10 protein-coding genes are annotated in these 13657 nt (G+C 51.6%); 1 reads left to right on the top strand and 9 read right to left on the bottom strand.

The annotated features are described in order from the left end of the window. Positions 1–14: 14 nt before the first annotated feature. Positions 15–875 (top strand): CPBP family intramembrane metalloprotease, encoded by an 861-nt coding sequence (locus tag KOO62_04750; GenBank protein ID MBU8933297.1) that lies wholly within the window; start codon positions 15–17, stop codon positions 873–875. A gap of 138 nt (positions 876–1013) precedes the next feature. Here the strand turns inward: KOO62_04750 and KOO62_04755 are convergent, their stop codons facing one another. The 9 genes from KOO62_04755 to KOO62_04795 all read right to left on the bottom strand — a co-directional run bounded on the left by KOO62_04755 (position 1014) and on the right by KOO62_04795 (position 13652). Then, positions 1014–1904 carry a DMT family transporter gene (locus KOO62_04755; protein ID MBU8933298.1) on the bottom strand — a complete coding sequence of 297 codons (891 nt, stop codon included), beginning with the start codon at positions 1902–1904 and terminating at the stop codon, positions 1014–1016. Positions 1905–1976: 72 nt separating this feature from the next. Further along, positions 1977–3803, bottom strand: a complete 1827-nt coding sequence (glmS, locus tag KOO62_04760) for a glutamine--fructose-6-phosphate transaminase (isomerizing) (GenBank protein MBU8933299.1) — start codon at positions 3801–3803, stop codon at positions 1977–1979. Positions 3804–3818: 15 nt separating this feature from the next. After that, on the bottom strand, positions 3819–5177 hold the full coding sequence (gene glmM / locus KOO62_04765) for a phosphoglucosamine mutase (protein MBU8933300.1): 1359 nt from the start codon (positions 5175–5177) through the stop codon (positions 3819–3821). A gap of 184 nt (positions 5178–5361) precedes the next feature. Further along, positions 5362–6372: a hypothetical protein gene (locus KOO62_04770; GenBank protein ID MBU8933301.1), complete on the bottom strand. Its 1011-nt coding sequence runs from the start codon at positions 6370–6372 to the stop codon at positions 5362–5364. A 178-nt stretch (positions 6373–6550) separates the two neighbouring features. Continuing rightward, positions 6551–6898 (bottom strand): hypothetical protein, encoded by a 348-nt coding sequence (locus tag KOO62_04775; GenBank protein MBU8933302.1) that lies wholly within the window; start codon positions 6896–6898, stop codon positions 6551–6553. 73 nt (positions 6899–6971) lie between these two features. Continuing rightward, entirely contained in the window at positions 6972–7715 is a 744-nt protein-coding gene (locus KOO62_04780) for an inositol monophosphatase (GenBank protein MBU8933303.1), read from the bottom strand. Positions 7716–7769: 54 nt separating this feature from the next. Then, positions 7770–9584 (bottom strand): ABC transporter ATP-binding protein/permease, encoded by a 1815-nt coding sequence (locus KOO62_04785; protein ID MBU8933304.1) that lies wholly within the window; start codon positions 9582–9584, stop codon positions 7770–7772. Continuing rightward, entirely contained in the window at positions 9581–11350 is a 1770-nt protein-coding gene (locus KOO62_04790) for an ABC transporter ATP-binding protein/permease (protein ID MBU8933305.1), read from the bottom strand. Before KOO62_04790 ends, KOO62_04785 begins: the two co-directional genes overlap by 4 nt. Before the next feature lie 46 nt (positions 11351–11396). Continuing rightward, positions 11397–13652, bottom strand: a complete 2256-nt coding sequence (locus KOO62_04795) for a hypothetical protein (GenBank protein MBU8933306.1) — start codon at positions 13650–13652, stop codon at positions 11397–11399. Positions 13653–13657: the final 5 nt, after the last annotated feature.

The following is a 13657-nucleotide window of genomic DNA, read 5'->3' on the forward strand; positions in this document are numbered from 1 at the left end:
CACGAGGATATTGTATGTTCGGTATTGACGAAACAAAACGTCCGAGGTGGTGGCCTTCCGTGGCAGTGGGGGCTGGAGCCCTTGTATTGGCAGGGATTGTATCCAATGTAATGCTATACCTGATAGTCAGTCCAACACTGGGACCAGGACAGGAGTTTGGCCCTGAAGCGATCGACGCCTGGATGCAGCAGAACATGGCGACCCCATCAGGCTTTTTCTCGATGCTCATCCCTATTCATCTCTCAATTCTGCTGCTAGCCCTATTGGCTGCAAGTCGCTCAAGAACGCCTCTGGCGCAGAGACTGGGATTGGTTCGCGGTACAGCAACACTGTGGCAATATCCGGTTCTGATGCTCAGTAGCCTGGGTGCAGCTGCAATCAGCGGCTGGCTGTTTCTGGCCCACATCTCTCCGGGTCAAAGTGACATGACACTGGCCCTGGCGTTTGCTCAGTTGCGTGGGCTGGATGGCGCTCTGATTATTCTCTACACCGCAACTCTGGCTTCGTTCTCTGAGGAAATGCTGTTCAGCGGATTCGTACTTAGAGGGCTCCTGCGACGGTGGAGACCATTCCTCGCTATTGGTTTGGTCGCTCTTCTCTTTGCCCTGATTCATCCCAGTCCGTTCTTCATGCTCCATGCGTTGCCCATCGGCATTTGGGGCGGCATTATTGTGTGGCGTACAGGTTCTATCTGGCCCGCCATTGCCTGTCATAGTTTCTTAAACATTGCCTTGGCGCTGCTCAATCGATGGTACCCAGAACCGACCGTGGCCTTTTTTGGAGAACTCACTTTCTGGCCAATAACCGTGGGCATCTTTGGGGTGTTGATGATGGTGATTTCGATCCGGCTGCTCTTTCGGAGTGGAGAGGCATAGCAGATCAATGAGGCTGAAAAAGACGGCCTCAATATGGGTGCCCCTCAGAGTTACTCCTTTTGCTGCTATGCGAATAAGCAGCTTTCCCCCCACAGCTAATACGTCGTTGCCGGCCGAGCCGTTGAGGGCGAGAGAGATTCATGTCGGGATGTCGCGCCTAAGTCCAAGACTGTTCACCAAGCCGCCAGCAACAATGCACACTAAACCGAGGCTGTACGCCAATAGGAACGGTTCATCGAAAAACACCACCAGATAGATGGCTGATAGAACCGGAGTGATCAGAGTGAATGGTGCTAAGTACGAAGCTTCTGTCGATTTGAGCGCGATCAGCCATATCAGATATGAAAGTCCATTCACAAACAGTCCGTTTATCAGAATTGGTATGATTTCATCAATTGTTGGATAGGCAAATTCAGAGAAGAACAACATTGATACGAACGATGCGATGCAGGCACAGAAAAAGTATATCGCGACAACCAATAGAGGGTCTTTTTTTACATTCTTGCTCAATACGGAGAACAGTGCAAAACAGGCCGCACCGAGGCCAACGAGGGCGATCACACCGGGGTTACTCAGCTTGACGCTCTGGAACTCTCCTTTGGTCAATACGGTGACAACACCAGCGAATCCTAAGGTAAGAGCAATCAGTTTTCTGATGCTGACCCGTTCTTTCAAGATGACAATGGAGAACAAGACCATTAGTATTGGCCAGGTGTATTGGAGAACCAGCACTTCCATGCCGATTGCGCGGGAATAACCCAGGTAGAGCAATAGATAATAAACATAAGTTCCGAGAAGACCCAATGCCAAGAGGTGCAGCCAATCTTTCGGGCAAAGGCATCTCACCTTCCGGATACGTCCGGTGAAGATCGCACTGGTCGCCAGGACAGTGAATGAAACCAGACTTGACCAAAACAGAAACTGGTGATGGTCAAGCGTTTTCTGTCCGAGACTGGCAACAACAGGTATTAGCGCCCAGAAGGAGACACAGACCATAGCCAGTATCGTTCCGCGTGTCCTTGGAGTCATAACGTCGATCCCTTCAGTCAGCAGGCTGAGGGTTTGTGCCTTGCCCCAACGCGAGTGGGGATTCTATGCCCCCTACTCCACCGTCACGCTCTTGGCTAAGTTGCGGGGTTGGTCAACTGAGCAACCACGCATCACCGCTATATGATACGCCAGCAACTGCAACGGAATCACCGACAGAAGAGGTGTCAGTAAACGGTAGGTTTGAGGGATATAGATGACGTGGTTTACGCGTTCGGCAATCTCGGTGTCGCCTTCGGTGGCGATAGCGATAACGCGGCCATTGCGCGCACGAACTTCGGCGATATTGGACATGACTTTGTCGTAGACCGAGTCCTTCAGAGCAATCACCACCACCGGCATTTTTTCATCGATTAGAGCGATGGGTCCGTGTTTCATCTCGGCGGCAGGGTAGCCCTCAGCGTGGATGTAGGAGATTTCTTTGAGTTTCAGCGCCCCTTCAAGCGCGACGGGGAAATTGATCCCGCGGCCGAGATAGAGGAAATTGTTGGCCTTGTAATACTGAGCAGCAATTTCCTTAATCTGATCACTGAATCCGAGAATCTGTTCGACCTGACTGGGAATCTTGATGATACTGTCGATGATTTCCTGTCCCTGCTGCACTGACAGGTGCCGCATTCGGGCCAGCAGAGTTCCGATCAATGACACAGCCATGACCTGGGATGTAAACGCCTTGGTCGAAGCGACCCCAATTTCCGGACCGGCATGGATATACACTCCACCATCGGTATCGCGGGCAATCGTAGAGCCGACCACATTGACAAGCCCGAGCACAGTCACCCCGCGATTCCTGGCCTCTTTCATTGCTGCCAGAGTATCGGCGGTCTCACCAGACTGGCTGATGACCAACATGATAGTATGGTCGTCAAAGATGGGGGCGCGATAACGAAACTCCGAGGCATACTCGACCTCGACAGGCAAACGAGCCAACTCTTCGATGAAGTACTCAGATATCAACGCCGCGTGCCATGATGTTCCACAGGCGGTAACGATGATTCTCTTTATGTCCCGTAGTTCGTTATGCTGAAGGTTAAGTCCGCCCAGATTGGGGATACCTTCTTCCCATTTCAGTCGTCCTCGAATCCCATTGCGGAGAGTCGTGGGCTGCTCATAGATCTCCTTGAGCATGAAATGGTCGTAGCCTTCTTTCTCAATTTTGTCGAGTGTCCAGGAAATTTCCTGGATAATGGGTGTGATCTCAACGTTCTGAATAGTTGTAATATGGAAATCATCAGCCGTGATGGTGGCTATTTCGCCGTCTTCGAGATAGACTACTTTATTGGTGTACTCAAGCATGGCAGCGACATCGGAGGCAACTAGATTTTCTCCCTGTCCGTTACCGACAACCAACGGTGAACCCATGCGGGCAGCAATGATCTGTCCGGGATGTTGCAACGAAATTACAGCCACGCCATAAGTGCCTTCAACTTGATTGAGAGCAGCACGAACGGCTTCGGTGAGGTTGTCTTTGTAATGGTAACGAATAAGATGGACCAGGATTTCCGTATCGGTGTCAGTCTTAATATCAAAACCATTACGCTTGAGGAATTCCTTGAGCGTACGATAGTTTTCGATGATGCCGTTGTGAACCAGGGCTATCTCACCTTCAGCGTCAGTGTGTGGATGAGCGTTCAGCTTAGAAGGTTCGCCGTGAGTAGCCCATCGTGTGTGGGCGATGCCGTGATTACAGTCGGAACTAGTATCTCCGAGGGTTGCTTCAAGGTTGACAATTTTCCCGGCGGACTTGGCTACCATAAGACCATTGTCGGTCAACATGGCAATCCCGGATGAATCATAACCGCGATACTCCAGCCGTTTGAGACCCTGAATCAAAATAGGCTGCGCCTGTTTGGGTCCGACATATCCGACTATTCCACACATTGGTCGCTCCTCGTCTTATTTGAAGTACCGCAGTATCTGACGAGTCAGTCGTGCAGTGAGCTTCGTATCATCCGTCTCCACAATCAGTCGAAAAATCGGTTCCGTGTTGGACGACCGTACCTGCGCCCAGCCTTCGGTAAAATCAAACCTAAGACCATCGCGTCGGTCCACCCGGCAGGAACCAAGAAGTTCGGCTGCTCCTTTCTCGAACTTGGCCAGCCTCGTTTTGAAATCAGCAGGGAACGAGGCTTTGGACTTTATAGTAAAGTAAGTCGGCAGAGTTTCAACCAGTCCTGAGAGACTCATCTTTTCTTCTGCCAAACAGCTCAGGACCAGGGCTGCCCCGATCAGAGCATCCCGTCCGGCATGGAAGGATGGATAGATGACACCACCGTTACCTTCCCCACCAATAATGGCCTTGGCGCGATGCATTGCCTGCACAACATTGGCTTCGCCAACTTTCGAATATATCACTTTTGATCCGGCCGCCCGTGCGACATCGGCTGTGGCTCGCGAAGTTGACATATTGATAACCGTAGTCCCTCGACGTTTCTTAAGGACTTCCATAACCGCAATTGTCAGTGTTAGCTCTTCGCCAATAGGGCGACCTTTCTCATCGACAAGGGCCAGACGGTCAGCATCGGGATCACAGGCCATTCCCAAATCAGCCTTGTGGCGTCGTACAGCCCGTGCGAGCTGAGATAGATTGGCCGGAGTCGGTTCTGGCTCGTGGACAAACTTACCGTCATTGTTGCAGTTCACTTCAAACACGGTAGCACCCATCCTGCGCAGAAGTTTGGGCAAGGCTACACTACCGGCTCCGTTGATGGCGTCCACGACAACTTTGAAGCGATGACGACGCACAGCGGGAACATTCACAACCTTGACTGCCAGAGTCTTGCCAATATGTTTCTCGACCCAATCGCTCTGACACACGAGCTTGCCCAATTTGGAGTACGGTTGATATTGGAACTTGCCGGATGAGAACAACTTATCGAGTCGTTTGTATTCGGCAGGAATGATGAACTCACCTTTACGATTGAAGAATTTCAGGGCATTCCATTGAGACGGATTATGAGAAGCGGTGATACACATTCCACCAGCCGCCTTGAGTGTCTTGACAGCGATCTCAACTGTCGGGGTTGGTACAATGCCGATCTCAACCACATCTCTTCCGGAGGCCAGCAAGCCGGAGATGACCGCTTTCATAATCATGTCACCGGAAGGCCGACTGTCGCGCCCTACAACAACCTTGCCTTTTTTCAACATCGTTCCAAAGGCGGCTCCGTATTTGGCGACCAGAACCGGATCGAGTCCCCGACCAATAACCCCTCGTATTCCTGATGTAGATTTTACCAGTATTTTCCCGGGCATACTATTCTGTTCCTTGCAGAAAAAGGCACATTGCTATTCTGCTGGGAGTATAGCTGTTTTGATATAGCCAAGATACAAAAAGGTGTAATGTGTTTGCTCTTGCTCCGTACCCGACAGTCGTCAATATCAAGCCGACAGGCGGCTTGACCTACATGACTAAGGCTGCTCCAACGTCTCCAACCACCTACCAGCCAGGGTCGCCGATTACGACTGTCTCCACCCCAACCGTATCGCACGGTCCACCCACAACGACAGGACAGATGCCAATCAGAGTGACCGTCCATTCGCCGCTGGGAACGTCATATATGGTAGACCGGAGGTTGTAGTAGCATAAACAAAAACATCCGTCGGTAGAGTCGATTTCGGTCACCGTGATATTGTTGCCGTCGAACTGGTAGTCAATATAGAACTCTGGACAGCAGTATGTCATCGCACTCATGTGGTGGATATGCATGTCGTTCCCAATGACATCAATATACATATATGAACTGTCCGAGATGACCAGAGTATCGACACCTACCGTATCGCCGTTGATTCCGACCAGGGTTACGACATATTCGCATGGTGTGCTGATTAACAGATCGGGGAGCACGGCTTCGAGGTTGAAGTAGCAGTAGCAGTCGCATAGTTCGCCAGTGTCCGATTCGAAAGCAGTAATGGCGTAGCCATCAATCTCAAATGTCACGGCGTATTCCAGGCAGCACTGGTAGTAGGCGTTCATGTGGTGTACATGAAGGTCATCCCCAATCAATTCTACCCACATGTATTCGGTCGAATCGTTCGCGGCCCGACCCATTTCGAGGCAATCTGATGACAAAGAAAATGGAGATGCCGGCTCGGTTGGTGGTTCCATGTCACCGCCGTAGCATTCTCCGAATAGCTCCGAGTGACTCCACTGTGTGCAACTTGGAGGTGGACCGCCGGTGAACAGGAACGAAACCAGGTAGGTGAGATCGGCCACATTGAAACCCGGCTGACCATCCAGATCGGCCGCGGCCGAGTCGGGTGGGGGCAAAAATCCCTGAAACAAGTACCCCACGCAATAGGTTAAATCGGCGATATTAGGACCCTCGGCGTCCCCGTTGACATCGCCGCAAATGAACTCCTGCGTATCGGCAACAACAGTAACTATCGCAACCGTGCCCAGACAAACGAGCACCAGCGCAATAATCATAATATTACGAATTGAAGACATGACTCCCTCCTTGGGATACGTTCAAGTTTTTTCAGGTCATGTTGCTCGACTTGGTGTATATAGATAGTATAGCGATGGGTCCATTATGTGTCAAGAGATGATTGGGGGGGCATCGCGTACGGCGAGCAAAGAGGCATAATCAATACTATGTAGCTGTATATCCGGGACGTTGTTGGTGTTATTCCGGTGAAATCGGATCGTCTTCCGATTTGACCGAGGCAACCTTCGCTTCGTCGGGCTTACTCTCAATAAACCTTCTGAGAGGAGTAAACATAAACATGGCCAGGATGAGCCCCGGAACATAAATCGGCAGGTAGCGAAGCAGTAGTGGTACGTTCATGCTGGGGCTATCCGGTGCGATAGAATCAGGGATTCCGTGCGCCATCCAACCCCCATCGCCATCGGGAATCCAGCAGTCCTCGCCGGCCAGAAAGCCAAACGATGGTCCGTAGACTACGTGCAGAATCAGCGAGAGAGCCAAATATAACCCGATAAGGGCGACTAGAAGTGTCAGAGAGTTCTTCATGACTAAATAAGGTATACGACAACCACTGCGATTGTCAATCAACTATGATGTCTATATAGCCGCAAGATGGCGACTATCGTCTCGTCAACACTTTCTGCATTGTACGACGGAGTTTAGGATTGGCGGCAAGGATGTCCGGTGCGAAGATCGAGTAAGGTTCACCATCCAATTGAGTGACTTTCCCGCCCGCTTCCTCTACGATGACCAACGCTGCGGCGGTGTCCCACGGATGCAATTTCAACTCCCAGAAACCATCAATACGCCCTGCCGCCAGCCAACACAAATCAATCGCGGCCGATCCAAGACGTCGGACCGCCTGGGCGTTTTTCACCATACGAGCAAACAACCCGAGGTTGTTCTTTCTGGCTGTGGCAACATCGTAGGCGAAGCCAGTGGCAAGCAAAGCTCGATCCAGTCGTTTCTCACTTGATACGCGTATTCGTTTCTTGTTCAAAAAAGCACCTCGGTGCTGGGCAGCACGGAAAAGCTCGTTCCGTTCGGGATCATACACAACCCCGGCTATCATTTTCCCTTCGTGTTCCAATCCTATCGAGACACAGTAGATGGGAAAACCATGAGCGTAGTCAACGGTGCCATCTAACGGATCAATGATCCAGCGAAATTCAGCCTGCTCACCTTTGCCGCTGCCTTCCTCGGCCAATATCGCGTGATCCGGGTATTTCTTGGTAATAAGAGACACAATGTGTCTCTCCGACTTGAGGTCATATTCGGTCACAGGATCAATACGTCCCTTGTACTTAACACTGATGGCGCGATTGAAACCGGCTTTGAGAATTCCTCCAGCCCCAATGGCCATCTCGGCTGCAAAAACAACCAACTCGTTGGTCTGTTTTTTCGAGAGGTTCAATTGTTATCTCCGTGCCGTTTTACCAGCCACGCCGGGGTCCTGGTGTCTTCGATATTGCATCTGGTACAAGGTATGGTAAATGCCCTTCTTCTTCAACAACACCCGGTGGGTGCCTATTTCACGTAACTCACCACGGTGTAGTACTATGATCTTATCTGCTTTCTCGATGGTTGACAGTCGATGGGCGATGACAATTGAAGTACGTCCCGCCAGTAGTGTCTCCAGTGCTTCCTGGATCAATTTTTCCGTAGCGGTGTCAACCGAACTGGTAGCTTCATCAAGAATCAGGATATCGGGATCATAAGCCAGCGCCCGGGCAAATGACAACAATTGTTTCTGCCCCGTTGATAACGTTGCGCCGCGTTCCTTGACTTCGGTATGAATACCATCGGGCAAATCCTTCAGGAAGCGGTCAAAGCCGACCCGCTCCAAAGCTATACGCACTGCCTCATCGGAAATATCTTCGTTGCGTAGACGAACATTGCCGGCATAATCACCACTGAATAGAAAGACATCCTGAAGCACCAGAGCCAGGTGAGAACGCAGGTCGGATAGTGACATTTCCGGGATGGGCACGCCGTCGATCTTGATTGCACCCTGCCGACAATCATAGAAGCGATAGAGAAGCGATACGAGTGATGTCTTACCGGCTCCCGTAGCACCAACGATGGCTACCCGTTGGCCCGGTTCAACTGAAAACGAGACATCCTTTAGGACCCAGTCTTTGTCTTTGTAGGCAAACCAGACATTCTCCAGATCGATCCGACCACGATACTTGCTAATCGGACGAGGGGTCGGCGGGTCGACAATGTCTGGTTCGGTATCGAGCAGGTTGAAGATACGCTCCGAGGAAGCCATTGATGATTGCAGGACGTTGTATTTTTCTGACAGGTCGCGGATAGGGAAGAAGAATCGCTCCACAAGGAATATGAAGGCGGTCAGTTCGCCGTAGGTCATCTCGCCCCCGGTGATGCGCACACCGCCGTAGTACATCAGCAGTCCGATAGAGATGGCTCCAATAATCTCAACCGTCGGATAGAACATAGCATAATATATTACTGCGTGGTGATGTCCGGCCCGGAGGTCGTCGTTGATCTCCTCAAAATTATCGGCAACACGTTTTTCCTGTGTGAACAACTGCACCAGAGTCACGCCTGTGAGATGTTCCTGCGTGAAGGCGTTTAGTCGCGCCAGTTTCAGCCGCACCAGGCGATACGCCTCGCGCGCTTTGGCTCGGAATACAAAAGTCACTACGACCAGAGCCGGTAGCACGCCAAATGTTATCAGGGCTAACTGCCAGTTAACATAAAGCATTGCCCCCACGATGAGGAGCAGCATGAAGATGTCGCCAATTATGGCCACCACACCGCTGGAGAACAATTCGTTGAGCGTGTTGACATCGTTGGTAACCCTGGTCACCAGCCGACCAACCGGGTTACGGTCAAAGAAAGTCAGGTTCAGTCGCTGGAGATGACGGAATATCTGTATCCGCAAATCGTGCTGAACCTTTTGTCCCAGCCAGACGGTCACCATGATCTGTCCGTAACTGAAACCAAGGATGAGGACAATCACTCCCAGGTAGAGCAGGGCGACTTTCTCAAAGCCGGTTGATATTCCCTTCTCAATGAATGAATCAATGCCGTACTGGGTTACAAAAGCCAACGAGATCTGGGCGGAAGCACTCATAAAGAGAAGCAGCACGGCGGTTACCATCGCCAGCCGATAGGGACGCATGTAGGTCAGCAAACGTTTCATCAGGCGGGCATCGTAGGCTTTACCCAGAGCTTCTTCTTCGTGATAATTCTCGGCCGCACTCATAACTGGTCCAGTTCCATTTGAAGCAGTTGGGCCTGGTGGAGCCTGGCGTAGTGTCCATTCAGACGCACCAGTTCATCGTGTGATCCGCGTTCGACAATCCGCCCCTCGTCAAGATAGACAATGAAATCGGCATCCTTCACCGACGACACCCGGTGCGATATAATAATCGAGGTTCTGTCTCTAAGAACATCCCCGATCCGCTCCTGTATTTCGTGTTCGGTCTCCGTATCGACAGACGAAGTAGCATCGTCAAGGATGAGCACAGCCGGGTCGGACAGAATAGCTCTCGCGATGGCCGCTCGTTGTTTCTGACCACCGGAGAGAGTGATCCCGCGTTCGCCAACCATCGTGCGGTAACCTTTGGGGAACTCCTCCAGATCTTTGTCCAGCGCGGCAATACGAGCGGCCTCGCGTATATCGGCTCGTTCGTGGTCTGTACCGCCAAAGCCGATATTCTCCTCAATTGTACAGGAAAACAAGAAAGGCTCCTGCGGTGCAAAGCCGACCTGACGGCGTAGACTACTCAGTGACCAATCGTTGATATCCCGACCATCGATGAACAACTGTCCCCGGTCTACGGGATAGAGTCGTGCCAGCAAACTCACCAGAGCCGTTTTCCCTGATCCTGTAGCACCTACCAGACCAACCGTCTGGCCGGCATCAATAGTAAGGTCGATACCGTCGAGAACGTTCCTGCTATTAAATCCAAACCGGAGATTCCGAAACTCAATTTTCCCTTGCATTTGTCCCGCATGTAAGTCCGGTACAGTGTCAGCGATATCCGGCTCGGTGTGAAGGATACGGTTGATTCGTTCCAACGAGGCTGTTCCCCGCTGATACAGGGACACGACCCAGCCAACCGCTATCACCGGCCAATGCATAAGCCCGAGGTAACCAAAGAAGGCAATGATCATTCCGAGCGAGAGACTACCATCCATCACGGCCAAACCGCCCAGGTAGAAAACGCTGAGATACGAAACCGCCGCCACCAGTCGCATCATCGGGATAAACACGCCCTGGATCTTGGCCAGATCGAGATTTAGTCCAATGTATTTGGCCGACATAATCTCGAAATGGCGCACTTCCGGTTCCTCTTGCTGGAATGCTTTAACGACCCTGATTCCCGCCAGGTTCTCTTGCGCTGCCGCCGTTATGGTTGCGAAATGTTCCTGAATCCGAGTCAGGCGTTTGTGGAGCAAATTACCGATGCGATTGACGGCAATGGGCATCACTATAAGCGGTACCAGAGCATAGGCGGTCAGTATTGGTGACAGGTAGAGCATTAGCGAAACACCAATTACCAGACTCACAACGGCGTTGGAGGTGTACATGATGGCTGGTCCGGCCAGTTGTCTGACTGCTTCGAGGTCGTTAGTCATGCGGGCCATGATATCGCCAGTACGGTTGTTGTGAAAAAACGAAGGCGACAGCTTCAACAGATGATCAAACAGCTCGGCACGGAGGTCATACTCAATATAACGTGACATCCAGATGATCGTGCGACGCATAGCAAAACGAAACAAGCCGGACAGGATAGACAGTCCCACTGCCAGGAGAACATAGTCGCGTATTTCGTCCATAGGTGCCCCCGCCCGAAGACGGTCAACGATGCGACCGGTAATGGCGGGAATGAGCAGGATCAGACTATTGGCTCCGATTACCGCCACGCCACCGAGGATCAAGTACCATCGGTATTTGCGGAAATATTTCGTCAGAGTATGAAAACGACCCTGGGAAGAGGATTTGATCGAGGAATTATCTATCACAATGTTGCCGTCGTCTGTTCCGCCTACAGTTAAACAACGATGGGAGCTAGTAGTTCACGATATTAGCCAGCAGGTGAATCGCGTCTATATTTAGCCTGCCGACCAGATCCAGTAAGGGCAACCCGCAGTAAATAAGCTGTCCCTCTCCGATACGAGAAACCGATAGCAGCGTGGCTCCCGAAGGTGTAACGAGAACTCTCTCAGCCGGAGCAACTGCTGCCGCAATGACTTCCCCCTTTTTGAAAAACGACGAAAATAGACTCTTCTCCGATATCTTGTACGGCTGCGATAGAATCTTCGCCTTTTCAATGCGGTTTGTGATGTCGTTCCGGTCTACCAATTCCAGTACTGGTGCCAGCGAGACCGGGAAAACGCCCCCCGGCCAATCTTCAGGCTGGCCAAACACAACCAATGAACCTCCCTGTCGCATATATGTTTCGAAGCGATCCTTCATCTTTGCCAGGGACGGGAAAGATCGGTGCGCGCCGGAGCCAACTACCAGTACGTTGTAGGCATTAAGGTCAGCGGTGATCAGACCCCTATCGGTCAAAGGACGGAACGTTGCGCCGGTCATTTGCAGGATATCCTCAAAGGCGCCGGAAGTGTCGGCCAGAAAACCAATCTTAATTTTGTCAGAAATGCGACAGGATGCAATGCGGACAATAGCCGAGTCGGCAGCCACCAGACGACCATCTTGTGACAACTCGATAACCAGTGGCTGTGTGCCCAACTCGAACAGCTTTGATATCGAGAATCCCAGGCGGACTATCTCCTGGGTAGCACCGGGTCTCAGATCGAGGGTCTTGTTATAAGCCCCGGCGAATAATCCTCTCGGAGTGATGAACTCGAAGTTTACCTTACCGACGAAATCACTTGGTTTGGTGATCACGGCTCGAACCGTCGCCGAAGATACTACCCGGTCAATATCCAACTCCGCCGGCGACGGAACAAAGTAGAAGTCCGGTTCAAAAGTAATTCCTAATTCCGGTCGCTCCCAGATGGGCAGCGTGCTACGGACGGTCATTGGTATGGGGCCATATTCCATCTCGGTAATAAAGACCAGCGAGTCCGGCTGCTCGGCTTCAAGATGGCGACGGTCGATGTCGATCAGATATTCGCGCGCGAATGTCTGGTGGGGTGTGACCTTCACCGACACTGTGTCCACAGCTACTCGCGCGTTGTCCCAGTAGGGAACAAACCAGACCGACTTCAACAGCACTTCCTTGGGTCCATTAGCCGACAATGAAGCGCGAAACTTCAGTTTCGGACCACGCGGTGAATCACGGAGGATCACTTTGCCGTCCCACCGAATACCGACTGCTTCCAATGCCGCTTCCTGAACCGCGACTACCAATCCGTCGAAGTACGGTTTCAGGTCGTGTTTTGACTGTAACAGTAGCGAATCGCGTCCGACCGCGTTGTATAGGTCCAGCATTGTACGGTATCCATCAAGGATAGCTTCGGCCCGCGCCCGGCCGTCAACACGAAGCGACGACTGTAAAGATGAGTTAAGCTGGCGAGCTTGGCGCACGAGAGTTACCCTTCTCGGACCCTGTGGCAGCAATCTTTCGAAAATGTCAACCAGGCGATTACGTGGCAGGCCAGAGAGGAAATCGGCCCCCTCCTCGGACCCAGCCGTTGTCAGGAGCTGATATCGGATCAGGCTCTGAGAAGGGTTTTTGTCTATCGCTGTATTGATTCCCAATAGAGGCAGTTCCGAACGCATCCGCTCACGATACCGACGGAGCAGTTCGGTCGCATTAAGGACAACCTGGCGACTTGAATCCATAGCGGAATTCGGATAATCGGTCTGTTCAAACATCCGTCGAATATTGAATTGATAGGAGCTTGATGGTTCCAGAGCCAGCAGGTGTTGACGGATAGTCGCAAACAGTGAGTTGTCGGTTGATGGTCCAATCAAGATGATATCCGGCCGTCGTTGCGGGAATATCTCATGCACAATCGAATCAATCATCTCTGGTTTATCGTCCGGCAGAAAAACGCGGCGCATGACTATACCCCGGCCGGGTACAGTAGTTATCGAAATACGTGGGATTGCTCTTCGTCCGGGAAGAACAATATCGATGGCACATCCATAATGGTCATTGAGATAGTAAAGAGAGGCCCAGTCGATGGTCTCTTCGTCACCGGCTAAGTACAGAATACGAACGTCACACAGAGCTTGACGGACAAGGTCGTCAACATCCGCTCGGGCCAGGGGATGAAGAATAATCAGGCAGACAATGATGGCCAACAGGAATTTCGTCACCGTCTGGCCTTTGAATCGAGAGTACGCTTTCATTGCGA

This window comes from Candidatus Zixiibacteriota bacterium (assembly GCA_019038695.1).
GTDB lineage: Bacteria > Zixibacteria > MSB-5A5 > GN15 > FEB-12 > B120-G9.

Bases quoted from the DNA above. Each gene is read 5' to 3' on its own strand.
- KOO62_04770 (MBU8933301.1), bottom strand. From the start codon at position 6,372: ATGTCTTCAATTCGTAATATTATGATTATTGCGCTGGTGCTCGTTTGT.
- KOO62_04750 (MBU8933297.1), top strand. From the start codon at position 15: ATGTTCGGTATTGACGAAACAAAACGTCCGAGGTGGTGGCCTTCCGTG.
- KOO62_04775 (MBU8933302.1), bottom strand. From the start codon at position 6,898: ATGAAGAACTCTCTGACACTTCTAGTCGCCCTTATCGGGTTATATTTG.
- glmM (MBU8933300.1), bottom strand. From the start codon at position 5,177: ATGCCCGGGAAAATACTGGTAAAATCTACATCAGGAATACGAGGGGTT.
- KOO62_04795 (MBU8933306.1), bottom strand. From the start codon at position 13,652: ATGAAAGCGTACTCTCGATTCAAAGGCCAGACGGTGACGAAATTCCTG.
- KOO62_04785 (MBU8933304.1), bottom strand. From the start codon at position 9,584: ATGAGTGCGGCCGAGAATTATCACGAAGAAGAAGCTCTGGGTAAAGCC.
- KOO62_04755 (MBU8933298.1), bottom strand. From the start codon at position 1,904: ATGACTCCAAGGACACGCGGAACGATACTGGCTATGGTCTGTGTCTCC.
- KOO62_04780 (MBU8933303.1), bottom strand. From the start codon at position 7,715: ATGGCCATTGGGGCTGGAGGAATTCTCAAAGCCGGTTTCAATCGCGCC.
- glmS (MBU8933299.1), bottom strand. From the start codon at position 3,803: ATGTGTGGAATAGTCGGATATGTCGGACCCAAACAGGCGCAGCCTATT.